18 protein-coding genes are annotated in these 23,536 nt (G+C 45.2%); 9 read left to right on the top strand and 9 right to left on the bottom strand.

Annotated features, from left to right (window positions below; all coding sequences use genetic code 11):
* Nucleotides 1-13: 13 nt before the first annotated feature.
* The 5 genes from sstT to NP165_RS16450 all read right to left on the bottom strand — a co-directional run bounded on the left by sstT (nt 14) and on the right by NP165_RS16450 (nt 3,682).
* Nucleotides 14-1,237 carry a serine/threonine transporter SstT gene (sstT, locus tag NP165_RS16470; protein WP_257085615.1) on the bottom strand — a complete coding sequence of 408 codons (1,224 nt, stop codon included), beginning with the start codon at nt 1,235-1,237 and terminating at the stop codon, nt 14-16.
* A 225-nt stretch (nt 1,238-1,462) separates the two neighbouring features.
* Nucleotides 1,463-1,906, bottom strand: coding sequence for a copper chaperone PCu(A)C (locus NP165_RS16465; protein WP_257085614.1), 444 nt, complete (start codon nt 1,904-1,906; stop codon nt 1,463-1,465).
* Nucleotides 1,903-2,499 (bottom strand): SCO family protein, encoded by a 597-nt coding sequence (locus NP165_RS16460; protein ID WP_257085613.1) that lies wholly within the window; start codon nt 2,497-2,499, stop codon nt 1,903-1,905. Before NP165_RS16460 ends, NP165_RS16465 begins: the two co-directional genes overlap by 4 nt.
* A complete protein-coding gene (locus NP165_RS16455; RefSeq protein ID WP_257085612.1) occupies nt 2,496-2,924 on the bottom strand; it encodes a hypothetical protein in 429 nt (142 codons plus the stop codon). The genes NP165_RS16460 and NP165_RS16455 overlap by 4 nt, the downstream gene beginning before the upstream one ends.
* Nucleotides 2,925-3,052: 128 nt before the next feature.
* The gene (locus NP165_RS16450) at nt 3,053-3,682 is read right to left on the bottom strand and encodes a DUF2057 family protein (RefSeq protein WP_257085611.1); all 630 of its coding nucleotides are present in this window, start codon (nt 3,680-3,682) and stop codon (nt 3,053-3,055) included.
* 418 nt (nt 3,683-4,100) lie between these two features.
* Between NP165_RS16450 and NP165_RS16445 the strand changes: the two genes are divergently transcribed.
* Together NP165_RS16445 and NP165_RS16440 are read left to right on the top strand one after the other, a co-directional pair.
* Complete coding sequence (locus tag NP165_RS16445) at nt 4,101-5,498, top strand: tryptophanase (protein ID WP_257085609.1); 1,398 nt, start codon at nt 4,101-4,103, stop codon at nt 5,496-5,498.
* A 350-nt stretch (nt 5,499-5,848) separates the two neighbouring features.
* Nucleotides 5,849-8,401, top strand: coding sequence for a glycosyl hydrolase family 18 protein (locus tag NP165_RS16440; protein ID WP_257085608.1), 2,553 nt, complete (start codon nt 5,849-5,851; stop codon nt 8,399-8,401).
* 162 nt (nt 8,402-8,563) lie between these two features.
* On the opposite strand, the gene NP165_RS16435 is transcribed toward NP165_RS16440, so the two are convergent.
* The 4 genes from NP165_RS16435 to NP165_RS16420 are packed head-to-tail and all read right to left on the bottom strand — an operon-like array spanning nt 8,564 to nt 14,721.
* Nucleotides 8,564-10,678, bottom strand: a complete 2,115-nt coding sequence (locus tag NP165_RS16435; protein WP_257085607.1) for a type I secretion system permease/ATPase — start codon at nt 10,676-10,678, stop codon at nt 8,564-8,566.
* Between the two features lie 17 nt (nt 10,679-10,695).
* Nucleotides 10,696-12,606: a bifunctional diguanylate cyclase/phosphodiesterase gene (locus NP165_RS16430; RefSeq protein ID WP_257086829.1), complete on the bottom strand. Its 1,911-nt coding sequence runs from the start codon at nt 12,604-12,606 to the stop codon at nt 10,696-10,698.
* Between the two features lie 5 nt (nt 12,607-12,611).
* Complete coding sequence (locus NP165_RS16425; protein WP_257086828.1) at nt 12,612-13,274, bottom strand: transglutaminase-like cysteine peptidase; 663 nt, start codon at nt 13,272-13,274, stop codon at nt 12,612-12,614.
* 55 nt (nt 13,275-13,329) lie between these two features.
* Nucleotides 13,330-14,721 carry an HlyD family type I secretion periplasmic adaptor subunit gene (locus tag NP165_RS16420; protein WP_257086827.1) on the bottom strand — a complete coding sequence of 464 codons (1,392 nt, stop codon included), beginning with the start codon at nt 14,719-14,721 and terminating at the stop codon, nt 13,330-13,332.
* A gap of 210 nt (nt 14,722-14,931) precedes the next feature.
* On the opposite strand from NP165_RS16420, the gene pdxH reads away from it, so the two are divergent.
* The 7 genes from pdxH to NP165_RS16385 all read left to right on the top strand — a co-directional run bounded on the left by pdxH (nt 14,932) and on the right by NP165_RS16385 (nt 23,515).
* A complete protein-coding gene (gene pdxH / locus NP165_RS16415) occupies nt 14,932-15,567 on the top strand; it encodes a pyridoxamine 5'-phosphate oxidase (RefSeq protein ID WP_257086826.1) in 636 nt (211 codons plus the stop codon).
* 516 nt (nt 15,568-16,083) lie between these two features.
* Nucleotides 16,084-16,899 carry a helix-turn-helix domain-containing protein gene (locus NP165_RS16410; protein WP_257086825.1) on the top strand — a complete coding sequence of 272 codons (816 nt, stop codon included), beginning with the start codon at nt 16,084-16,086 and terminating at the stop codon, nt 16,897-16,899.
* Nucleotides 16,900-17,089: 190 nt separating this feature from the next.
* A complete protein-coding gene (gene putA, locus NP165_RS16405; protein WP_257086824.1) occupies nt 17,090-20,209 on the top strand; it encodes a bifunctional proline dehydrogenase/L-glutamate gamma-semialdehyde dehydrogenase PutA in 3,120 nt (1,039 codons plus the stop codon).
* A 22-nt stretch (nt 20,210-20,231) separates the two neighbouring features.
* Nucleotides 20,232-20,930 carry a 1-pyrroline-5-carboxylate dehydrogenase gene (locus NP165_RS16400; RefSeq protein WP_257086823.1) on the top strand — a complete coding sequence of 233 codons (699 nt, stop codon included), beginning with the start codon at nt 20,232-20,234 and terminating at the stop codon, nt 20,928-20,930.
* 100 nt (nt 20,931-21,030) lie between these two features.
* Entirely contained in the window at nt 21,031-22,518 is a 1,488-nt protein-coding gene (gene putP / locus NP165_RS16395; RefSeq protein WP_257086822.1) for a sodium/proline symporter PutP, read from the top strand.
* 182 nt (nt 22,519-22,700) lie between these two features.
* Complete coding sequence (locus NP165_RS16390; RefSeq protein ID WP_257086821.1) at nt 22,701-22,931, top strand: hypothetical protein; 231 nt, start codon at nt 22,701-22,703, stop codon at nt 22,929-22,931.
* Between the two features lie 107 nt (nt 22,932-23,038).
* On the top strand, nt 23,039-23,515 hold the full coding sequence (locus NP165_RS16385; RefSeq protein WP_257086820.1) for an Lrp/AsnC family transcriptional regulator: 477 nt from the start codon (nt 23,039-23,041) through the stop codon (nt 23,513-23,515).
* The last annotated feature ends 21 nt before the right edge of the window (nt 23,516-23,536 follow it).

The following is a 23,536-nucleotide window of genomic DNA, read 5'->3' as shown; positions in this document are numbered from 1 at the left end:
CAATATCTTAGAACTAAGAACCTTGTTCTTCTTTGTGTTTGGCTTTACACACAGCCGCAGTAAAGACAACGTCAGTAGAGCTGTTTAGTGCTGTTTCAGCAGAGTCTTGAATTACACCAATAATAAAGCCAACTGCGACAACTTGCATCGCAATTTCATTTGGAATACCAAACAGACTACACGCCAGTGGGATAAGCAGTAGTGAGCCACCAGCAACACCTGACGCACCACATGCAGATACCGCAGCGACAACACTAAGCAGTACTGCTGTTAGCAGATCGACTTCGATTCCCAACGTGTGAACCGCTGCGAGTGTTAGTGTTGTAATCGTGATTGCCGCACCGCCCATATTGATGGTTGCGCCAAGAGGGATGGAAACCGAGTAAGTATCTTCATCCAATTTAAGCTTTTCACAAAGCGCCATGTTTACTGGGATGTTGGCAGCACTTGAACGTGTGAAGAATGCTGTCACGCCACTTTCACGCAAACATTGCAGTACAAGTGGGTAAGGGTTTTCGCCCGTTTTTGCCAGAACAATAAGTGGGTTTACAACTAGAGCAATAATCGCCATTGAACCAAGCAGTACCGCTAGAAGTTGCGCGTAGCCAGACAGAGCGTCAAAACCAGTCGTTGCTAGTGTTGCAGATACAAGGCCGAAAATACCAAACGGTGCAAGACGAATGATAAAGCGCACGATTTGCGAAACGCCGTGGCTAAGGTCTTCGAAGACGGCTTTCGTTGTGCCTGATGCGTGGTGTAGAGCTAAGCCCAAACCAATTGCCCAAGCTAGAATACCGATATAGTTCGCGCTCATGAGTGCGTTAACAGGGTTATCTACCAGTTTAAATAGCAGGGTGTTTAACACTTCCGCAATACCTTGAGGAGGTGTAGCACCTTCCGCGCCAGATGCGAGTGTCAACGTAGTAGGGAATAAGAAGCTAAGTCCGACAGCAACCAGAGCGGCTGCAAACGTACCTAAAAGGTAAAGAACTACGATAGGACGCATATAAGTGTGTTGGTTTTTCTTTTGGTTCGCAATGGAAGCTGCGACCAGAATAAAAACCAGAATAGGTGCGACAGCTTTTAATGCTCCAACAAAAAGGCTACCAAGTAATCCTGCGCTTTTGGCGTATTCTGGTGCAATAGTCGCTAAACCCACACCAAGAATGATGCCGGCTAGGATTTGCAAAACCAGATTGCCACGCGCAAAACGGGCAATAATAGAGTTGTGTTGCATAGTTATCCCTGCAATGAGTAGTGTTATAGAATTGTTGTTACTTCAGTTAGTATAAACTGAGCGAAATATACTATCGTGTTGAAATAATGTGTCTAGAATTTATTTTTAATTAGTAGGATAAATTAATCGGATAGTAAACCTCTGGTTTTTGTATCGTATTTATCCCTTTGTTCATAATAAAAAAAGGAGCAATACGCTCCTTTTGATTGACACTTATTGATGCTATTAGTGGTGTTTCATACCACTCATCACTTTTTTGATCGGTGCGCTGAATGTTTGTTTCTCTCCGTTCGCAAAAGAAATTTCAACGTCAATCTTGTCACCTTCAACCAGTGGCTTGGTTAGATCGAACAACATAATGTGTAAGCTGCCCGGTTTTAGAACTGCTGTACTGTTGGCGGGTACTTTAATTTTATCAATTTGGCGCATCTTCATGACGTCACCGTCCTTGATTACATCATGAAGTTCCACTTTTCCAGCTGCCTCCGTCGAAGCAGACACAATGAAGCGGTCATCGCTGCCTGTATTGACGATCTCAGCAAATACCGCGCTGGTGGCAGCCGTTGGTGGCGTCGCACGGGCGTACGCGTGATGAGCCATCACATCCATTTTTGCGTATGCGATTGGGCTTAGGGCTAATGTCGCTAACAATGCTATTTTCAATTTCATGACTCATTCCCTTCTAATGTGATCGTTTTGAATGCTTCTACAAGTGGTGCAGGTGTAAGCGTGTGCGGCACTTTAGTGATGAGCGTGCCATCCGGCTTCAGGAAATAAAAGTAGGAGCTGTGATCAAGTGTGTATTTCAATTCTGAGTTTTCGAGTTCTGTTTTGCGAAATATCACACCGTAGCGATGGGCTAATGGGGTGGTCACATCCAAAGGTGCCGATAACCCCTCTATCATAGGGTGGAAATACTGCGCATACTTATAAGAATCAGCAGCTGCGTCACGCTCGGGATCCAGCGAAATAAACATCGGGCGGAGTTTGGCTTTGGTTTTGTCATCAATTTGATTTAAAGCACCTGCCAGCATAGCGAGCGAGGTTGGACAAACGTCAGGACAGTGAGTAAAGCCAAAGTAAACCACGCGAACTCGAGTATCTTGTTGATCAAAGATGTCTACCGGTTGGTTATCTTGACCAAAAAGCACCGTTTGTTGTGCTTGTGGAGTCGGCGCTGGTGCTTCCGAATTTAGGTACGTTTTTAGACCAAAGCCCAACGCGAAAGCGACCACTAAGATTAGGGACCATTTCTTACTCATCTTTCCATCCTCAGAGATGTTTTCATTAATTGTTGACCATCAGAAAGCTCGCCAACCCAAGTCATGGAGTCCGTCGTGCAAACCGGTAAGATGACTTCACCGCTAAACGAACCTTGTGCATTTTTTTGAAGTTTGAAAATGACTACTCCCATTTCCATCTCATGACCTTCCAGCTTTAAGAACAATTCATTAGCTTCAGATTGAGGCCATTCAACGGTGACTTGAGTGGGAATAAGTGGTTGGCTGATATCGCGGTCTACGGTGACTTTTATGTCATCTTGTAGACACGCTTTGGTAGACAGTAAGCAATAGTCGCTAAGTGACGTGCTTTTCGACCTATTTTGGAATGTTTCATACAGGTCGCCTGCAAAAAAACCGACGGTTAATGCCAATGCGATGGCTAAAAGTTTTACTGGCGAGGACACGGTAATCTCTCAATATTTTGAAAGGGTCATCCTAACATTATGAGGATGTAAATCCATGAGGCCGCTTAAAATTCTATGCTTTGTATCGTGAGAAACTGGCTGGAAACTAGGCCCAGCCAGTGCCACAATTAGTGGTTTTGGACAAACTGCTTAAAGCGAGCTTTGGTTTTTTCATCTGCTTTGTTGTACCAAAAATGCAGCATTTCTTCTGCGGTATTGGCACCTTCTTGTGAGGTGAACTCTGCTTTGCCCGTTGCCATGCCGTTCACATAAATCGCCGCGACACCACCTTTTCGGTTGTACTCAAGCAGCTCTTGCTGGTAGTTACGGCCGATTTGCATACCTTCGATGACCAGCTGATCATACTCAGCCTCAACAGGCTGATGACTTTTGTCTCGCAGTTGCCAGCTAGCGCTATTAATATTTTTCTTAGCTTCACTCAAATTGCGATACTTTGGCAGATCGAAGTTTAGATCCATATCGTTCGCGTGGAATGTGGCGATGATTGGCTGGCTCTCAACGATAATGCGATCGTTACCCTGATGAAAGTAGGGCTTGTAACGAAATAGAATTTGGTTCTCACCATCTTGGAGAGCCAGCGTTTGGTTCGCATCAAACATGCCTCCTTTCAGTTCAGGAGAGGAGCCATTTGCCACGATGACTTCAATGCTGTCTGGAATGTCCATTGTAACCTGAGCGACTGCAGAGCCGCTAAGCCCCAGAATCATGAAAGCAAAAGGTAGGTGTTTTAGTTGCATATCGTGTGCCTTTTTCTATGTGAGTGTACGTTGCGTAGCAACCTTAGTTTTCACTATGAAGCCATTCCCTATATTAGGGCTTCTAACGTCAGTATTCCGGTTTATTCTATTTTATTGAGATCTAAATTAATCAAAAAATTGCGCTACGTTTCACGGTAAAGCTAAAAAAATGTCACTATATTGATGCGATGTCTAATACCAACGATAAGGATAACGCTATGCAATGCATATGGATGCGCGACAGCCGTTTAGTGTTGTCGTCATGGTTTAATTTAGACTATTGCTTATCCCTTCAAAGCAAAGAATCACTTTCTCTTTAATTTCCTTTTAGGGCAGCCATGCCCAGTCAATGTTTATCTCTAAGTTTTTACTTCTGTGCATAGTAATGCAGGAAGACGCACATCTATAGGAAATTAAAATGAAACGAATCCCAGAACCTTTCCGCATCAAAATGGTTGAACCGATCAAGATGACGACTTATCAGGATCGAGTTGAAGCGCTAAATGAAGCCGGGCTTAACCCGTTTTTGTTGAGAAGTGATGACGTGTATATCGATCTGCTGACTGACTCAGGCACGGGCGCAATGAGTGACAATCAGTGGGCAGGTTTGATGCTGGGCGATGAGTCTTACGCAGGTAGCCGAAACTACTACAACTTGTGTAGAGCCGTAGAACACTTTTTCGGTTACGAATTGACAGTGCCTGCTCACCAAGGTCGTGGCGCAGAGCAAATCCTGTTTCCCGCGTTAATTGAACGTATGAAAACCGTTCGTGGCGGTACCGATCCCGTGTTCATTTCAAACTATCACTTCGATACAACAGCAGGTCACATTGAGCTGAACGGTGGTAAGGCGATTAACGTGGTTGATAGGCACGCCTTTGATACGACCACTCCGTACGACTGGAAAGGTAACTTTGACCTGCAAAAACTGGTTGCGACGATTGAAGAACATGGCGCACAAAACATCTGTGCAATCATTACAACCATCACCTGTAACAGTTCAGGTGGTCAGCCTGTTTCGATGGAAAATATGCGCGCGGTGTATGAGATAGCCAGCAAGAATGATATCCCTGTGGTGATTGATTCGGCTCGATACTGCGAGAATGCGTATTTCATCAAGCAACGCGAAGAAGGGTATCAGGACAAATCGATTCTGGAGATTATTCGTGAGATGTACCAGTATGGCGATATGCTAACGATGTCGGCGAAAAAAGACCCTATGGTGAACATCGGTGGCTTGTGCTGTATTCGCGATCACAAAGAACTGTTCCAAGCAGTGCAGACACGTTGTGTACCAATGGAAGGTTTTGTGACCTACGGTGGTATGGCGGGTCGTGATATGGAAGCGTTAGCGAGGGGTTTATATGAAGCAGCGGATGAAGACTACTTACACTACCGCATTAGCCAAGTTCAATATTTGGGCGAGCGTTTACGTGAAGGAGGTATTCCGATTCAGTACCCAACAGGTGGCCATGCGGTATTTGTCGATGCTGCGAAGATTTTGCCTCATATCCCAGCAGAACAGTTCCCAGCGCAAGTTCTATGTAATGCTCTTTACCTTGAAGCAGGCATTCGAGCTGTAGAAATTGGCTCGCTGCTGCTAGGACGAGATCCAGAAACAGGACAACAGAAAGCATCTGAGTTAGAGCTTATGCGTCTAACCATTCCACGCCGCGTTTATACCAATGACCATATGGATTACATTGCTGACGCGATCATTGCGTTAAAAGAGCGTGCACATGAGTTAACAGGCCTCACATTTGAATATGAGCCACCTGTTTTACGCCATTTTACCGCACGATTCCGTTCGAAATGAAAAATAACTACCTTCGGTAAATATTGATATTTGATGGCCTCATTTCTTGGAAATGGGGCTTTTTTTGGTTTGTTTCGTTATTTTCTTCTTGTTTAACTCAAAATAAGCCTAATTAACACAAATTTATTTTTCTCTTAAAAATAGATCGATTCCTGACTCAATGTCAGACTTGTCATGCAACAAGTTGTTATAAAGCATGTGATTTTTGGTTTTGACTCGTAAAGCATTTTTTATTGTTTTTATCTACTTATCAGTCTCTTAAATACTGTGGTGGATGTTCTTCTTGTGTCTCTAGAGGAACAGACCGAACTCTGACAGCAGAGTAAACTTCAAGGAATAAGAGATTAGATATGAATCGTATTACCTTATGTGCCGCAAGTATTGCTATGGCGTTATCTGGAGCGGCAATCGCAGCACCAGCGACTCCAAGCGTTGATGTATATGGCTCTAACAATTTACAGTTCTCTAAAATCGAACTGTCAATGGAAACCACCGCTGGCTACAACCAGATGGTGAAATACTTCGACGAAGCAAAAATTACCGTTAAGTTTAACCAATGGAGTGGAACTCCGGGCGATACTTACCGCATTTTGTTTGATGGTGTAGAAGTTGCCACAGGACCAATCACGGGCAGCCAAACAGCAGCAAGCTTTACTTATGGTCAAGGTGGTCGTTACCAAATGACCATCGAAGCGTGTGACGCGACTGGTTGTAGCACCAGCAGCCCTGCGGAAATTGTGATTGCTGATACCGATGGTTCTCACTTACCGCCACTTACGATGAACGTTGATCCAAACAACAAGACATTTAACACAGATCCAAACACGGTTGTGGGTACTTACTTTGTTGAATGGGGCATCTACGATCGTAAGTACACGGTTGATAACATGCCAGCGGATAACCTAACGCACGTACTATACGGTTTCATTCCAATCTGTGGTCCAAATGAATCTTTGAAATCGGTAGGTGGCAACAGCTTTAATGCGCTACAAACAGCGTGTAACGGTGTGAATGATTACGAAGTGGTTATCCACGACCCGTGGGCAGCTTACCAGAAGAACTTCCCTCACGCTGGTCATGAATACAGCACGCCGATCAAAGGTAACTACGCGATGCTGATGGCATTGAAACAGCGTAACCCTGATCTGAAAATCATCCCATCTATCGGTGGTTGGACGCTATCAGACCCATTCTTTGATTTCACAACGAAAGCAAACCGCGACACTTTTGTTGCATCGGTTGAGCGTTTCCTAAAAACATGGAAATTCTATGACGGCGTAGACATTGACTGGGAATTCCCGGGTGGCGGCGGTGAAAACGCGAACCTAGGTGATCCAGTAAATGATGGTCCAGCTTATATCGCTTTGATGCGTGAATTGCGTGCAATGCTGGATAAGCTTGAAGCAGAAACGGGTCGTACTTACGAGCTGACCTCTGCGATTGGTGTTGGTCACGACAAGATTGAAGACGTGAACTATGGCGAAGCAGTTCAGTACATGGACTACATCTTTGCGATGACTTACGACTTCTACGGCGGTTGGAACAATGTTCCTGGTCACCAAACTGCACTTTACTGTGGTAGCTTTATGGCACCAGGTCAGTGTGACGGTACAGGCGTAGATGCGAACGGTAAACCGTTTACAGGCCCAGCTTACACGTCAGACAACGGTATCCAGTTGCTTCTAGCGCAAGGTGTTCCTGCGAACAAACTGGTTCTTGGTACAGCAATGTATGGCCGTGGTTGGGAAGGTGTAATGCCAAGCTCACTAACCGATCCAAGCGATCCAATGACAGGTACAGCAACGGGTAAACTGAAGGGCACTTCAGCGCAAGGTATCTGGGAAGCTGGCGTTATCGACTACAAAGGCATTAAAGCAAACATGCTAGGTGCAAGTCACCAAGGCATTAATGGCTTTGAGTATGGCTACGATGAACAAGCAGAAGCACCTTGGGTATGGAACCGTACAACGGGTGAGCTAATCACGTTTGACGATGATCGCTCTGTGAAAGCAAAAGGTGCTTACGCACGTGAACTTGGTCTAGCGGGTCTGTTCTCTTGGGAAATTGACGCGGACAACGGCGACATCCTAAATGCAATGCATGAAGGTCTAGCGGGTGGTCCAGTTACTCCAGTTAACCGTGCTCCTAGCGCAAATGCTGGTGCAGACATTGCAGTTGTTGGTCATGAAGCCGTTCAGCTAAATGGCGGCGCTTCTAAAGATACAGACGGTTCGATTGCGGGTTACCAATGGACTCAAGTATCGGGTACTCCAGTAACACTAACTTCTGCGACAAGTGCAATTGCGGGCTTTGATGCACCACAAGTGGCTCAGGCGGAACAGTTGGTATTCAAGCTAACCGTTACTGACAACAAAGGTGCAACAGCATCAGACACTGTGGTTGTAACAGTGAAGCCTCAAGGCACGACGACGCCAGTGAACACTGCACCTGTAGCGGCAATCAATGCGCCGACTTCAGTACAAGCGGGTGACGTTGTGGTTGTTGATGCGTCAGCGTCTACAGATGCAGACAACGACAAACTAACGTTTGAGTGGAATGTACCGGCTGGTATCAACGCGACGGTTAACGGCGCATCAGTAAGTTTTGTTGCTCCTGAATACACGCAAGATACTCCACTAGCATTTACGGTAACAGTCAGCGACGGTCAAGCGACAGCAACGGCGTCTGCGGCAGTTTCTGTAACAAAAGTACCAACCAATGGCGGTGGTGAAGTGTGTGGCAACCTATGGGATGCAGGCACGGTGTACACTGGCGGCAACCAAGTTTCTTGGGCTGGTAAAGTTTGGGAAGCGAAGTGGTGGACTCGTAACGACGATCCGACTAAATCAGGCGCTTGGGGTGTGTGGAAAGAAGTTGGCGCAGCGAGCTGTTCAACTAAGTAATATTCCCCCTTCAATCTTGAAGTAAAAACAAAGCCATTCAGATTAACCTGAATGGCTTTTCTATTTCTAATGCGTTATCGGGTAAAACTGCTAGGCTTGGGTAAGCCTGTAAATTCAACGGTAAAGTCTTGTTTGTGTAGCTTAAACAATTCCGACCTGAGGTTAATTTACTGCTTTTACTTTACCTTGCTTAAGGTTATTGAGCACTTCAGCTTTCGGACCGTCTGCAATCACACAACCTTTTTCCATGACGATAACGCGGTCTACTACATCCAGCATGGACGTTTTGTGTGTGATTAATATCAGCGTTTCGCTTGATTTCAGCTGAGCGAGTTGCTGCTTAATATGCATTTCAGAACGGTTGTCCATCGCACTGGTTGGTTCATCCATAAGCAAAACGGGTGGACGACCAAGTATGGCACGTGCAATAGCCACAGTTTGGCGTTGGCCGCCAGAGAGCAGCAATCCACCCTCACCGACTTGACGCTCAAGGCCGGCAGGATCTTGTTGAGTAAATACTGTCACACCCGCGCGGTTGGCGGCATCCATCACATCACGGTCATCAGCAAGAGGGCGACCTAATGTAATGTTGTCTCTGATTGAACCGTAAAAAAGCTGGCTGTCCTGAGGAACACAGCCGATGTTACGTCGGATATCAATATGATGAAGTTGCTCGATATCTGTATCATCAATACGTACGTGGCCTTCCGTGGGTTTGTACAAGCCCATGATTAAGCGCTCTAGTGTAGTTTTACCAGAACCAATTCGACCGATAATCGCCACTTTCTCACCAGGGTTGATGGTTAAGCTCAAATCACGAATCGAGGCAACAGGTGAATCAGGGTAGTGGAACGTCACCTTATCTAGCTCAATTTTACCTTGAACAATAGGGCGGTGAATGTAGCGTTTCCCTTCTTCTTGCTCGTCAGGCATCGACATCACTTGCTCGATAATAGTCATGGATGATTTTGCTTGATTGTATCGAGTCGACAACAGTGAAAGCTGCACCATAGGACCAATTGCGCGGCCACTTAACATGGTTGCCGCAATCAACCCACCCATGGTTAGCTCACCTTCGGCAATGAGATACACACCAAGAATGATCATACCAACATTCGACGCTTGCTGGACGAACCCTGCGGTGTTTTGGATACCATCAGTAATGCGACGACTCTTAATGTTCCAGTTTGCCATGTGAGCAACGGCTTCTTCCCAGCGGAACTGAAACTGACTTTGCGCGCCAAATAGCTTCACTGTTTCAAGCCCGGCTAAACTCTCAATTAAGTTTGCGTACTTTTGGGAGGCAAGGCGGGAACCTTCTTCAATGGTATGGCGTAAAGGCCCCTGAATCAGAAGTGAGTATACGATAAGTATCAAGACACCGACGATTGGCACGAGGACGAGATTACCTGCCATCAACCAAATCAAGAGCAGGAATAAGAACGCAAACGGAAGATCGATCAGAGAGCTAATCGTTGCGGATGTAAAGAACTCTCGGATCGACTCAAACTCTTGCAAATGACGAGCAAACGCACCTACCGATGGGGGCTTTGCTTCCATGCGAATGCCCAGCACTTTGCTGAACAGTTTTGAGGAAATAATAATATCCGACTTTTTACCCGCGACATCAATGAAGTAACTTCTAAGTAGCTTCAAAGACAGGTCAAATAGGAATATGACAAAGATACCACTCGACAGTACCCAGAGAGTTTCAAAGGCGAGGTTTGGCACCACTTTATCGTAAACGATACGGGTAAACATGGGGGCAGCGACGGCAAACAAATTAATCAGAATAGATGCAATGAGCACATCTCGGTAAATACTCTTAGACTGCCAAATGGTGCTCCAAAACCAGTGCCCTTGCTTGGTCTTAAGAATTTCTGGTGATCGCTCGTCATAGCGAAATTGCTTCTTGACGAGAAAGTAACGACCAGAGTATTGCTGTTCAAGTTCATCCCAAGTGATGGAAACGGGCACAAGGCCTGTGTCACCTGTGACAATTTCGACATCGCCATTTTCTTTATTGATGCTGTTTAAAACACAGGCATCACCACCCTTCAGAATCAGTACCACTGGAAGGACAAGTTGAGAAATCGATTGTAAGTCGGAACGGTTTTCTTTTGCGACTAGCCCCGCACGTTCAGCAGAACGCGGAAACAAGAACGGAGTGAGCTTGCCATCCGTCAGTGGCAAGCCGTTAATAAGCGCTTCTGGAGAGTTAGCTAAACCGTAATAACGGCTAACGTAGATAAGAGAGTTTAATAGCGGATCCTGCATGCTATACCTTTTAGTGATTATTTATCTACGATGAAGCCTTGGAAGACTTCAATAAAGTGCTCAGACAAGAAATCAAGCTGAGTCTGGGTTTCTACACGAGACGCAATGGTTTTAATACCTAAATTATGGGCTGTTCTCGAAATAGAGGTTAGGGTGAATTTCTGCTTCTCATCATCTAAATGGTGAGTGTAGAGGTAATCCAACTTAACATACGCTGGGCGGAACTCATTGATGTAATCCAGAGATTGGAAGTTACGCCCATAATTATCAACACCAAAATCTGCACCGGCGGCACGTATTGCATTACAGAATAGGGCTGTATGGTGAGGAGAGCTGATAAAGCAGTTCTCAGGCACTTCAAAGTGTAAGAGTCCCGCAATATGTTTGTTCTTGTTTAGTAACTGACTTACCCAGCGTATAAAGCTTGGTTGAGAGATACTGCTCTGCGCAATGTTAATTGCGATGGGTTCAGAGACGCTGCCTTCTTTAAGGCGCTTAACCATGGATTCGATAACGTACTCGTCGAAAAGGTGGCTGACTCCCAGTTGCTCCAAAGCAAACAGATACTGATTCGCGCTGAATCGTTCGCCATCTTTCTCGATCGAAGAGAATACTTCACGGTGGTAAGTTTGGCCCCATGTGTTGTTTGCAGCTTGGAACCTAAAGTTAAACCAATCGTTACTGATCGCTTCTTCGACTAAGTGTTTCCACTGCTGTTTACCCATTAACGTAGAGCTGCTCGCACAAGATACATAGCCGTAAGCTCGCTCTGGGTTAGACTTCGCATTAGCTAATGCGTTATCGAGCATGGTTAAAATTTCGCTCGCATTTTTTCTTGATTCATTATGCACAACACCCAGTGCGACGTTAGCTGCCGCCATTCCAGTAGGATCGGCGTTGATGTCTTGCACAAACGTAATAATGCTATCCGCAATCAGTTTTAGCTCGGTTTCATCCATATTTGGAAGAATAAAGCCGAACTCTTCTGTAGAAATCCGAGCTAAAGTTAAATCTGGCGAAGTAAGAGAAACTTTAAGATGGTCAGCCAGTTCACGCACCATACCATCACCTGCTTCGTATCCCTTTTCTTCATACAACTCTCGAATAAAACTCGCTTCCAGTATTGCAACGCCACCCATGCCGCTTTCACTGAGCCAACTATTAAGCTGGCTCATGTAATAGGCTCTGTTCCCTAGGCAAGATACAGGGTCAATATAAGCCCGTTCGCGGAGTTGTTGGGCTTCTTTAGCTTGAGCTTTAAAAGACTTTTCTAGCTGTTCCGACATGTTATTGATGCCATCAACAACGTAAATAAGGTCTTGAGTAGCAGGACGCGGAAGTGGTTCACCAAACTGATTGTGCGCCACTTGCTCCATCTTTTTAACGATGAGTTGAAGAGGGCGTAAAGCGCGACGTAGGATGAATGCAATCGCGAATAAACCAATAAGTAAAATCAGACTAAAGGCGATGAGTAGGCGCTGAAATGCCGACCATAACTGGGTGTAGGCATCCCCAGTATGGCTAACGATTTCTACTTCTGCCAATTGCATCCACCCGCTTGTGACCACTCTGCTATCATGGATTTTTTCAAACAGATTCAGATTAATGAACCAGTCTGGCACATTGATTGGTTGGACAGGGTAGGTGCGAAGTATTTCTTCATTAGTATCAAGAAAAATGAGTCGAACGATGGAGTAACTGCTCCCGTCGAACAGAGCATTGATGACAGACTCAACGGCAACCGGGTCTTTGGCTTCTAAGTATGGAGCAAGTGCAAGCCCGACCGTGTTAATCGTGTTGGTTACTTCAGATCGTTGCTGTTGCACTAAGTTATCGCGAGTGGTGTCGAACTCAATGATAAAGACCGAAATCAGTAACATTAAGAAAACCGCAATCATACCCGCGACAAGTTGTTTATATAAAGTCATATTGCCTACTCATCAAAATTGATCAATGGTTTGTTTAGTTTGAGTGATTTTTCACGGGCACGGAGGTCGTTCCAAAGACTGAGTCTTGATGACTTTCCGGCCAATTGACCTTGCTTTGATTTCATTAACCAAAGATTCTGACCGTTGAAGCTGTAGATCGGCAGCAAGTCACGTCTTTGCGACGCCGGTTTTATCTCTGGATTGATGTTATCGAGCAAGATAGGTTCAGAGCTTGGTGTTGAATAGTATGCAAGTACCATATGAAACTGATTTAAATCAATGGCTTTAACATACACCAGGCGGAGTTTCTTGTCTGAGACACCCAGTTCCAGTAATGAAAAGTACTTAGCGATAGTGAAGTCTTCGCAGTCTCCTGCATTACTGCCCAAGAATTCTAAGGGTGTTGCCCAGTAGTCTTTTTTTCCCCAAAGCTTGTCATCATTAACGAAATAAAGCTGGTTAAAGAAGTCGTTCACTCTGGTTAATTTTTCGCGTTCATCAAAGGACGCATAATCCGACATTTTTTGTCGCCAGGTCTCGACGCGTCTTCCTGCTCTATCACCATAAGTTTGGCGTACGGCATCAACCCATCGTTGCTCTTGAGTTTTCAGAGCAAACGATGTGGTTGAACTCGCGATCAGCAGCAGTGCTGCGAAAAGGTATTTCATTCAGTCACTATTCGCGGAGGTGGTAGTCAATGAAAATATCCACATGTCTCTATGCTTATTCCTTAAGTGCATTGTTTCGCGCACTTAAAATTGGTCTTAGCAAATATTCCATGACCGTGCGTTTACCGGTGATAATGTCGACTGATGCTGTCATGCCGGGAATGATCGGTAACGAATCATCTTTACTCAGACCAGTCTCTTTTGTCCTAACTCTGACTAAATAGAAGCTGTTGCCTTCTTCATCAGTTGTGGTATCAGCGCTGATGTGCTCCAGAACCCCGTCGAGCCCCCCGTATTTAGTAAAGTCATACGCGCTGAACTTAACAATAGCGGGCAGTTCTGGGCGTAAGAAGGCAATATCTTGCGGGGCAATTTTGGCTTCTACTAAGAGTGTGTCTTCTGTCGGGACAATCTCTACGATGTCCATACCGGGTTGAATAACGCCACCTACGGTATTGATGTTGAGCGTTTTGACCGTACCGGTAACGGGTGAAGTGACAATGGTTCTGTTAACCCTGTCTTCTAGGCCAACCGCAGATTCAGACATTGCAGAGAGCTTGTCTTCCGCTTGGTTGAGTTTTTCTTGCTGCTCCGAGCGAAACTTTTGTGCGACATCGATTCTGTTGAGCATGGTTTCACGAATCGCCGACTCTAAAACAGGAACTTTCAACTGGCTGGAGGTCATTTCTCTACGCGTGTCGTTCACCTGACGCTGAAGCTTCAATAGCTCTACTCTTGGTACGACACCTTCATCAGCTAAAGGCTTGGTAATGTTCAGTTCTTTAAGCGCAAAGTTGTAACTGGCGCGCAGGTTACGAACACGCGCTTGGATCTCTATTAAGTCTTGTTGCTTCTGCTTTACTTGCTGATCAGTCAGAGATAATTGGTTTTTCAGTTTGTCTAAGTCTTGTCGATACTCGGCTCGTTGGCGATAAACCAGCTCAGGATGCGCTTTTTTAAACTCTTCTGGGAACGCGAGTTTATCTGCATCCAGCTTTACGCTGTCTTGCCAATTGCTTTCGTCAAAATCTTCACTGATAGTCACACTCTTGATGGACGCGGCTAGCTGTATCACGTTGGCTTTGAGGTTCGAGACCTGTTGCTCTCTTTCACGAAAATCGGAACGAAAACGGGTGTCGTCGATCAAGAGCAACTGTTGTCCTTTCTCGACTTGTTGCCCTTCTCGTATAAGAATTTCTTTGACTAGTCCACCTTCCAAGTTCTGAATCACCTGAATTTGGGAAGAGGGGACCACTTTACCTTGGCCAACGGTTACTTTGTCAATTTGTGCCCAAGATGCCCATACACCCGCGAGAATAAAAAAGATCACCATAACCCAAAGCATGATTCGTGCGTTGTTTGGTGTATTTAGGAGTAAAGCTGCCGTTTTATCATCGACATACTCTAGCTCGGTTGGAGTAAGCTTGTTATAGCTGCTCTTACCCATTGATGATCCTTGTATATTTAAGTTATTTGATTGATTTTATTACTGCCAACCGAAAATGTTAAGAACTTGCTGTTAGAATCGCGGTTTGGAGCTGATAAAGTCACTAAACAGTGTAATTAATAGTTTGATTGAGTCTTTCAGCGTGTGGCTTCTGCTTGAGTTCTGTGGTGTTTGGGCGCACAATCAGCAAAAAATTCGCGAGGAGAAAAGATGGAACTTAAAGATATTCGTCGAGAATACACAAAAGGTGGACTGAGACGAAAAGATTTGCTCGAAGACCCAATTGCGCAATTTGATCTGTGGTTAAAGCAAGCAGTTGAAGCAGAGCTAACCGACCCAACAGCGATGACAGTGGCGACTGTGGACAGTACAGGTCAGCCTTTCCAGCGTATCGTTCTTCTCAAACACGTCGATCAAAACGGTTTTGTCTTTTACACCAACCTTGGTAGCCGCAAAGCGCAGCAGATAGAAGGCAACTCAAAAGTAAGTCTTCACTTTCCTTGGCACCCAATGGAACGACAGGTTCATATTACTGGGGTTGCCGAAAAGTTGTCGATGGTTGAGAACGTGAAGTACTTCTCTTCTCGTCCAAAAGAAAGCCAACTGGCGGCGATTGCGAGTAAACAAAGCAGCCGAATTTCTGCTCGTGGTGTGTTAGAAGGCAAGTTTCTAGAACTCAAACAGAAATTTGAGAAAGGGGAAATCCCAGTACCAAGCTTTTGGGGTGGTTTTCGAATTAAGCCAGAATCCATCGAGTTCTGGCAAGGTGGAGAGCACCGACTGCACGATCGCTTCCTGTTTTCGAAAGAAAATCAGGGCTGGCATATAGATCGCCTCGCACCTTAGTACTAATACAATATGAATACACAAACGCCGCACAATGCGGCGTTTTTTATTCGACTCGTTTACAACAAACTCGAAAGCATGATCAAGGGTCTTCTTGATCATTGTTGCTTTTGTTCCTGTCTGATGGGTCTTCAAAGCTTAAAGAATCATCTTACCGACTGGTTGTATTGCTGCCTGTTAAACATTGGAGTTTGCCTGCACTATGCGTTGTACCCAAGGTAAGTTGTTGTTAACTATAGATGGATTTTTTTGAAAAGCTTGAGTTGAAAAGTCAACCTAGTTGATAGTGTAGGTACGCGACGTGGCTTGATTAGAACGGACATCGGCCGTAAATAATGTGTTCTTGATCATTCTTCCGGAAGTTTGATCATGTTGCTGATCTGAAGAATGGAGACAAGATGTCATCTTCATTTCTATATCGAGAGAGTTCTAAGAGCCTCCGAATGGAACATTTCGATAATCGATAGTTTTGTTATACCATCTACTCTTGAACACAATCCACTTGGGCAGGTCACAATGAATCTTCCTCCTAACTCACCAGCAACGCCAGATTCTTCCGAGCTTCGATTACCAAGACCAGCTGAATTGGTGACTTTGCCTTCCTACATGGATTGCCATGATCATAGTTACACACAAATTGTTATCGGATTAAAAGGTCAGGCGGAATTTGAAGTCAGCGGATATGGAAATTTGGTTGGGCCGGGGCAGGGGTGTGTGGTGACATCTGGAAGTGGGCACGCATTTGGTGGTGTGGTCGGGCAATCCGACATTCTTGTCCTTAATTTGCCTACACCTGATGATGGTGACCCTTTAATGCTGAAAAAGCTTAACGAGATCAACCAGCGTGACACTTATTTTCAGTTGGATGGACAGATTCAAAAGTTAATTAGGATGCTGGTTGCCGAGATGCAATCAAGCCCTGAAGATCAGCTGTTAAGTCGTGCATGTAATGACACGGTAATCGCATTGTTGCAAAGACACATGTCTGCGTTTGCTACCGTTCGAAAAGAATCAAGATTCGATCTTGAAGTGATCGATAGATATATAGAGTTGCACCTTGGCCATAAAATATCCGTTGCGCAGTTAGCTGGCTGTGTTTTTCTGGGAGAAAGCCAATTTCACAATCTGTTCAAAGAACAAATGGGTATCACTCCCCACCAGTATGTGCTGGGCAAGCGTATTGATATGGCAAAACAGCTCATCGCGCAGGGGAATTTATCACTTGGGCAAGTTGCGGAGCTAACGGGTTTCTCGGGTCAAAGCATCTTTACCCACACATTTTCTCGCCTACAAGGTATTTCTCCTTCTCAGTATAAGAAACAGGTTGGTTAAATGTGAAAACAGAACCATACAATATTTCGCCATTTTATGTGTGACTCTGTGTTTGTTTTGTTAAAAACCGGAGTTTTTAGTAAAAAGCTCGGAGTTTTTGACAAGTAATCAACTCAAGCTCAAAATACACTGCATGTCATTGTAAAAAACCTGATCACTTTTTTTTCAGGTATGAGATTGAGGAAAACGCATGTTTACAGCAACTGATGTGTTGAAAACCGAGTTTGTTGAGCAACCGCTTGATGTACTTTGGTCACAGATCTCTCCACTCTATATGGTGGATGAATCACAATGGCTTAACCAATTACTCCCTTTGGCGAAGCCTACTGATGCTGAGAAGGCACAAATTACGGACAAAACCACTGAACTGATTAAAGCTATCCGAGCAGATAAGAAATCGATTCAGATGATCGATGCTTTACTGCTTGAGTACAGCTTGGATACTCAGGAAGGTATTTTGTTAATGTGTCTGGCTGAAGCGTTAATGCGTATTCCTGACACTGCCACCGCTGATGCCTTCATCCGGGACAGACTCAGTGTTGCCGATTGGAAATCTCACCTGAAGAGTTCAGATTCCGTCTTTGTTAACGCGTCTACTTGGGGCTTATTGCTCACTGGTAAAGTGGTAGGCTTGGCAGAATCAGAGACTCAAAGCCCAGTTAGCGCTGTAAACCGTTTGGTTAACAAGATGTCTGAGCCTGTGATCCGCAAGGCGATGCACCAAGCGATGAAAGTGATGGGCTACCAGTTTGTTCTTGGTCGCAGCATCGCTGAAGCGCAGAAAAATGGTCGCACAATGCGAGACAAAGGCTTCACTTACTCTTACGACATGCTTGGTGAAGCGGCATTGACGACCGCGGATGCTAACAAGTACTTCAAAGATTACTTGATGGCGATAGAAGCGGTCGGTCGTGATACTTACGGTTTAGACACCAGCCCAGCGCCATCGGTCTCTATCAAGCTTTCTGCTCTGCACCCTCGCTACGAAGTGGCAAACGAAGAGCGCGTATTAACTGAGCTTTACGATACGTTGCAGCAGCTTCTTCGCCGTGCGGTAGAGCTGGACGTGGCAATTACCATTGACGCAGAAGAAGCTGACCGTTTAGAGCTGTCTCTAAAGCTGTTTGAAAAAGTATACCGCAGCGACCTTGTAAAAGGTTGGGGCAAGTTTGGCCTAGTTGTTCAAGCATACTCTAAACGTGCATTACCTGTTCTTGTTTGGCTAAATGGCCTAGCAAAAGAGCAGGGCGATCTTATCCCGCTTCGTTTGGTTAAAGGCGCGTACTGGGACAGCGAGATCAAGTGGTCACAACAAGCCGGTTACGATAACTACCCAGTTTACACCCGTAAAGAAGCAACAGACGTTGCTTACCTTGCGTGTGCCCGTTTCCTACTAAGCGAAAATGTTCGTGGCAATATCTTCCCACAGTTCGCTAGCCACAATGCTCAAACTGTTACGTCTATTGCTGTAATGGCACAGCACAAAGATTACGAATTCCAACGTTTACATGGCATGGGTGATTCTCTGTACAACCACGTGATGGAAACGCACAAACAACCAGTTCGTATTTATGCACCGGTAGGCAGTCATAAAGACTTGCTTCCGTACCTTGTTCGTCGCTTGCTTGAGAACGGCGCGAACAGCTCGTTTGTACACCGCTTAGTGGATGCTCGTTGCCCGGTTGAGACGTTGACTCAGCACCCGGTTGACATGCTGAACGCATTCGACACGCTTAACAACGCCAGCATTCCTCTACCGTCGGCTATTTTCCCGAATCGTAAAAACTCGATTGGTGTGAACGTTGATATTGAAAGCGAAGCTGCCGCATTTGAAGCGCAAGTTGAAAGTTTCATGGAGAAGCAGTGGGTCGCGGCTCCGATCATCAATGGTAAATCTTATGCCGAAAGCATGATCAAGGAAAACATCAATGTTGAAGAGGTGAAAGCACCTTATGACCGTCGTATCCACGTGGGTCAGGTTGCCTTTGCTACTCTTGATCATGTTTCCGAAGCTATCGAAGGCGCGCAAAAAGCCTTTGCTGATTGGCAAGCAACTGATGCAGCGGTACGCGGTGAGAAACTAGACAAGCTTGCTGATCTGCTTGAAGAAAACTTGGCTGAATTTGTCGCGATTTGCCACCAAGAAGCGGGTAAGACAATTCACGATAGTATTGATGAAGTCCGTGAAGCGGTCGATTTCTGTCGTTACTACGCGAAGCAAGTGGATGAGCTTGGTGACTTGGCAGTTAATGGCTTTGATCGTAAGGCGCGCATCGTCTCTCGTAAAGGTCGTGGTGTCTTCGTATGTATCAGCCCTTGGAACTTCCCTCTGGCTATCTTCCTTGGTCAGGTAACGGCTGCATTAGTTGCGGGTAATACTGTTGTGGCGAAACCTGCTGAGCAAACCAGCCTGATTGCTGCACGTGCTGTAGAGCTAATGAATGATGCAGGTTTCCCTGCGGGTACGATTCAGCTTCTACCAGGTCGCGGCGCAGAAATTGGTTCCGCACTGACGTCTCACTCTGCGATTGCTGGTGTGGCGTTCACAGGTTCAACAGCCACAGCGCAACGTATCAACCAAACTCTGGCTGAGCGCGATGCAGCACCTGTACCGTTTATTGCGGAAACAGGTGGCCAAAACGCGATGATCGTTGATAGTACAGCACTTCCTGAGCAGGTGGTGCGTGACGTTATTCGCTCGGCATTTGCGTCTGCTGGTCAACGTTGTAGTGCGCTTCGTGTTCTTTATGTCCAAGAAGATGTCGCTGATCGCATCATTGCGTTGATTCAAGGTGCGATGGAAGAGCTAAAAGTAGGTAAACCTTACTTACACTCTACAGACGTTGGTCCTGTGATTGATGGAACCGCGAAAGCGAAGCTGGCTAAACACATCGAGCACATGACAGCGACAGAGAAAAAAGTTGCTGAACTTAAACTTGGTGAAGAGCATCAGTATGGTGATTTTGTTGCGCCAAGCGCGTTTGAAATCCGTGATATCTCTTGCCTGAAAGAAGAGCAGTTTGGTCCAATCCTGCATATTGTTCGCTTCAAAGCGAGTGAACTTCACCAAATTGTCGATCAAATCAACAACACTGGTTTTGGTCTAACAATGGGTATTCACAGCCGTAACGAAACAACGTATCGCTGGATTGAAAAACATGCACGAGTAGGTAACTGCTACATTAACCGCGACCAAGTGGGTGCCGTGGTTGGTGTTCAACCATTTGGTGGTCAGGGCTTGTCTGGTACGGGTCCGAAGGCAGGTGGTCCACACTACCTATTCCGCTTTACTCAAACTCACTTTTCTTAATCCGTAGGCGAGGAGAAATATTATGGTTCATCAAGTAACTCGTTTTTCTGATGCATTTTCGGCATGGGAAAACTGGAATTTGACAAGTTTTGAAGCAAAAAGCGAGTGCTTACTTGCGTTCAAAAAGGCTTTGCAAAAAGCACAACCTTCGTTGGCATCTGTTGTGTCTTACCATCTTGAACGAGCTTCAACGCTACTGGCTGAAACTCATCTTTTAGTAGGCCCGACTGGTGAAACGAATGAACTCTATACCGCAGGTCGTGGTGTTGCTCTAATCATCCAAGGTGATACATCAGAGCAGGCTCAAAAATCGGCCGTAGCGCAACTTACCGCTGCGCTTATTGCTGGAAACAGTATCGTATTTTGTAGTGACGATGCTCAGTTGAGCCAACAGTTAGAAGCTGCGTATAAACAGTCTTCACTGCCTATGAACTTAGTACAGTTTGCTCCTTTAGATGCGTATCAACAGCTATTGGGACAAGATGTACGTAGTGTTGGTTTTATAGGCAACTCTGACGTTGAAATGAGTATCAACCGTCAGTTAGCGAAACGAGAGGGCGCAATTGTAGGCCTTGTTTCGGAAACGGATCTTGTTGCGCTGCCAGTTGCGCTTGATCCACACCTTTCTCTTCGCTTTATTACTGAGCGCACGAGAACAATAAACATTACAGCAGTGGGTGGTAACGCGACCTTGCTTGAGCTAGGAAGCGAAGCTCACTAATCCTTTCTTTTTCCTATTAGGAACATGTCCTCACCAACACTCGTCTTATTACAGGTGAGGACATCTAAGGAAGGTATATTATTAATAAGAGGACAAACACATGGAAAATAGCTTTGCTATTATTACCACGTTTATTGCATATCTCATTTTGATGCTTGCAATCGGCGTAATTGCTTATCAGCGAACGAAAAGCTCATCAGATTATTTCTTGGGCGGCCGCTCTCTTGGTCCTTGGCCTGCGGCACTTTCAGCGGGTGCATCTGACATGAGTGGCTGGTTGCTACTTGGTCTTCCAGGCTATGCATTCGTTGCAGGTGTTGAAGCAGTTTGGATCGCTGGTGGCCTATTAGTGGGGACATGGTTAAACTGGTTGGTGAATGCGAAACGTCTACGTACTTACAGTATCACGACAGACGCACTAACACTGCCAGAATACCTATCACGTCGTTTTAACGATAATTCAAAATTCATTCAGGTTATTTCAGCCTTCTTTATCCTTTTATTCTTCCTTTTCTACACAAGTTCGGGTTTAGTAGCAGGCGGTAAGCTGTTTGAAACAGTATTTGGTTTAGATTACACAATCGCCGTTACTCTCGGTACGGTTTGTGTTGTCTCTTACACTCTGTTTGGTGGTTTCTTAGCGGTTTCGTGGACTGACTTAGTTCAAGGTCTACTAATGGCGGCTGCACTTATGATAGTGCCAATTGCTGCGATGGAAGGTGGTTTTGGTGATGTTGCTCAACAGCTTGAAAACATTAACCCAGAGCTGCTCACCCTATGGAATGACTCAAAAGGCGAACCTCTATCTGCAATCGCGATTATTTCATTGGTTGCATGGGGTTTAGGTTATTTTGGCCAACCTCATATCCTAGCCCGTTTTAAAGCTGCACGTTCAAACAGAGACCTTACGACGGCACGTCGTATTGCGGTTATTTGGACTGCATTGTCAATGGCTGGCGCGCTTCTTGTGGGTGTAGTGGGGCTAATCTATGTGACTAACACTGGTGTGTCAGTAGATGATGGCGAGAAGATCTTTATGCTACTTGTGAACGCGATGTTCCACCCAGTTATTGCTGGTATCCTTCTTGCGGCAATTCTTGCAGCAATCATGAGTACAGCGGATTCTCAGCTACTTGTATCGTCATCGGCTCTAGCGGAAGACTTCTATAAGCAAGTATTCAAGAAAGACGCGAGCTCTGAAGAGATTGTTATGGTTGGCCGTATTGCGGTAATCGCCATTTCTATCGTTGCACTTATTCTTGCGATGACGCCAGATAGTACCGTACTTGGCCTTGTATCTTACGCTTGGGCTGGTTTTGGTGCTGCATTTGGTCCAGCACTTATTCTGAGCCTTTACTGGTCACGTATGAACCGTAACGGTGCACTGGCGGGTATCATCATCGGTGGTGTGACTATCGTGGTTTGGAAACAGCTTTCTGGCGGTTGGTTTGATGTGTACGAAATCGTACCGGGTATTATCTTCTCAACGATCGCTATTATCTCAGTCAGTTTGTTGACTGGTGAGCCAGAAGAAAGCGTGAAAGCGCAGCACGTAACATACAAAAAGCACTTAGCTGAACTAGACTAAAATGCTTTAAACGACGTGAAAGATAAGCCCCTGAAGCCAAAAAGGTTTCAGGGGCTTTTTGTTTGGTAGTGGCTAATTTGGAACAGTGTCACAAATAATTAACTAAAGTTTGAGACTGGAGAACCAAACGCTTACAAATGTGTCAGTTATAAAGACCATATAATTTTTAGGGAGAGAACGACATGCCACAGGTGTACTGCCATTGCTGCGAAAAAGTCACTGCACACAAGGTTGTGATGAAGCGATGTGAAGAAGAACATCATTCAATGGTCAAAAGCATGGCTTGTTTCTTTTCAACGCTGTTTCAGGGCGCTCATTACATGAAAATGGAAAAGCAGTGCTTTTGCCGTGTATGCAATACGCAGTCAGAGTTAGTGAGTACAAACTCTTTCTCTGATGTTGAAGTCGCTTAATCGGGACTCGAAAACTGCCCCAATATTGATACGAATTGGCGCTAGGTGTATCTAGTGCTTTTGGATTATTATTAGCGGAAAAGCAAAGATAATCACAAGAGCGTTAAATGGACTTAGACAGAATCGACCGCGAAATTTTACGAACTCTAAACCTCAAAGGCCGATTGCCTATTGTTGAGTTAGCGAAACAAGTTAACTTGACCACTTCCCCTTGTTCAGACCGAGTAAAACGCCTTGAAAAAGAAGGCTACATCAAGGGCTACCACGCCGAACTCAATCCTGAAAAGCTTGGCTTGGATGTTCAGGTATTTATTCATATTCGTTTGGATCAAACCAGCTTTTCTATCTTTGATAAGTTCGCTAAGGCCGTTGAAGACATGCCAGAAATTGAAGAATGTTACTCGTTGTCTGGTGACTTCGACACAATGATTAAAGTCCGAGTCAAAGATATGAAAGCCTACCAGAACTTTATGTCTGCCAAGTTAGGCACGCTTCCAGGTGTTATCCAGACACGTAGTGAAGTGGTGATCGAAGAGCATAAAACCAGCTTTGGTGTGAATGCAGATTTAATTGCGAAGTTGTAATAATTAAAAAGGGAAGCCGTG

Origin of the sequence: Vibrio japonicus, assembly GCF_024582835.1 — a bacterium.
GTDB lineage: Bacteria > Pseudomonadota > Gammaproteobacteria > Enterobacterales > Vibrionaceae > Vibrio > Vibrio japonicus.
Note: the sequence above shows the minus strand (reverse complement) of the source record. Positions and strands in the feature narration are given on the sequence as shown.

What these genes read in the sequence shown, in the direction of transcription:
- sstT (WP_257085615.1), bottom strand. Translation starts at nt 1,237, where the DNA reads ATGCAACACAACTCTATTATTGCCCGTTTTGCGCGTGGCAATCTGGTT.
- NP165_RS16465 (WP_257085614.1), bottom strand. Translation starts at nt 1,906, where the DNA reads ATGAAATTGAAAATAGCATTGTTAGCGACATTAGCCCTAAGCCCAATC.
- NP165_RS16460 (WP_257085613.1), bottom strand. Translation starts at nt 2,499, where the DNA reads ATGAGTAAGAAATGGTCCCTAATCTTAGTGGTCGCTTTCGCGTTGGGC.
- NP165_RS16450 (WP_257085611.1), bottom strand. Translation starts at nt 3,682, where the DNA reads ATGCAACTAAAACACCTACCTTTTGCTTTCATGATTCTGGGGCTTAGC.
- NP165_RS16445 (WP_257085609.1), top strand. Translation starts at nt 4,101, where the DNA reads ATGAAACGAATCCCAGAACCTTTCCGCATCAAAATGGTTGAACCGATC.
- NP165_RS16440 (WP_257085608.1), top strand. Translation starts at nt 5,849, where the DNA reads ATGAATCGTATTACCTTATGTGCCGCAAGTATTGCTATGGCGTTATCT.
- NP165_RS16435 (WP_257085607.1), bottom strand. Translation starts at nt 10,678, where the DNA reads ATGCAGGATCCGCTATTAAACTCTCTTATCTACGTTAGCCGTTATTAC.
- NP165_RS16430 (WP_257086829.1), bottom strand. Translation starts at nt 12,606, where the DNA reads ATGACTTTATATAAACAACTTGTCGCGGGTATGATTGCGGTTTTCTTA.
- NP165_RS16425 (WP_257086828.1), bottom strand. Translation starts at nt 13,274, where the DNA reads ATGAAATACCTTTTCGCAGCACTGCTGCTGATCGCGAGTTCAACCACA.
- NP165_RS16420 (WP_257086827.1), bottom strand. Translation starts at nt 14,721, where the DNA reads ATGGGTAAGAGCAGCTATAACAAGCTTACTCCAACCGAGCTAGAGTAT.
- pdxH (WP_257086826.1), top strand. Translation starts at nt 14,932, where the DNA reads ATGGAACTTAAAGATATTCGTCGAGAATACACAAAAGGTGGACTGAGA.
- NP165_RS16410 (WP_257086825.1), top strand. Translation starts at nt 16,084, where the DNA reads ATGAATCTTCCTCCTAACTCACCAGCAACGCCAGATTCTTCCGAGCTT.
- putA (WP_257086824.1), top strand. Translation starts at nt 17,090, where the DNA reads ATGTTTACAGCAACTGATGTGTTGAAAACCGAGTTTGTTGAGCAACCG.
- NP165_RS16400 (WP_257086823.1), top strand. Translation starts at nt 20,232, where the DNA reads ATGGTTCATCAAGTAACTCGTTTTTCTGATGCATTTTCGGCATGGGAA.
- putP (WP_257086822.1), top strand. Translation starts at nt 21,031, where the DNA reads ATGGAAAATAGCTTTGCTATTATTACCACGTTTATTGCATATCTCATT.
- NP165_RS16390 (WP_257086821.1), top strand. Translation starts at nt 22,701, where the DNA reads ATGCCACAGGTGTACTGCCATTGCTGCGAAAAAGTCACTGCACACAAG.
- NP165_RS16385 (WP_257086820.1), top strand. Translation starts at nt 23,039, where the DNA reads ATGGACTTAGACAGAATCGACCGCGAAATTTTACGAACTCTAAACCTC.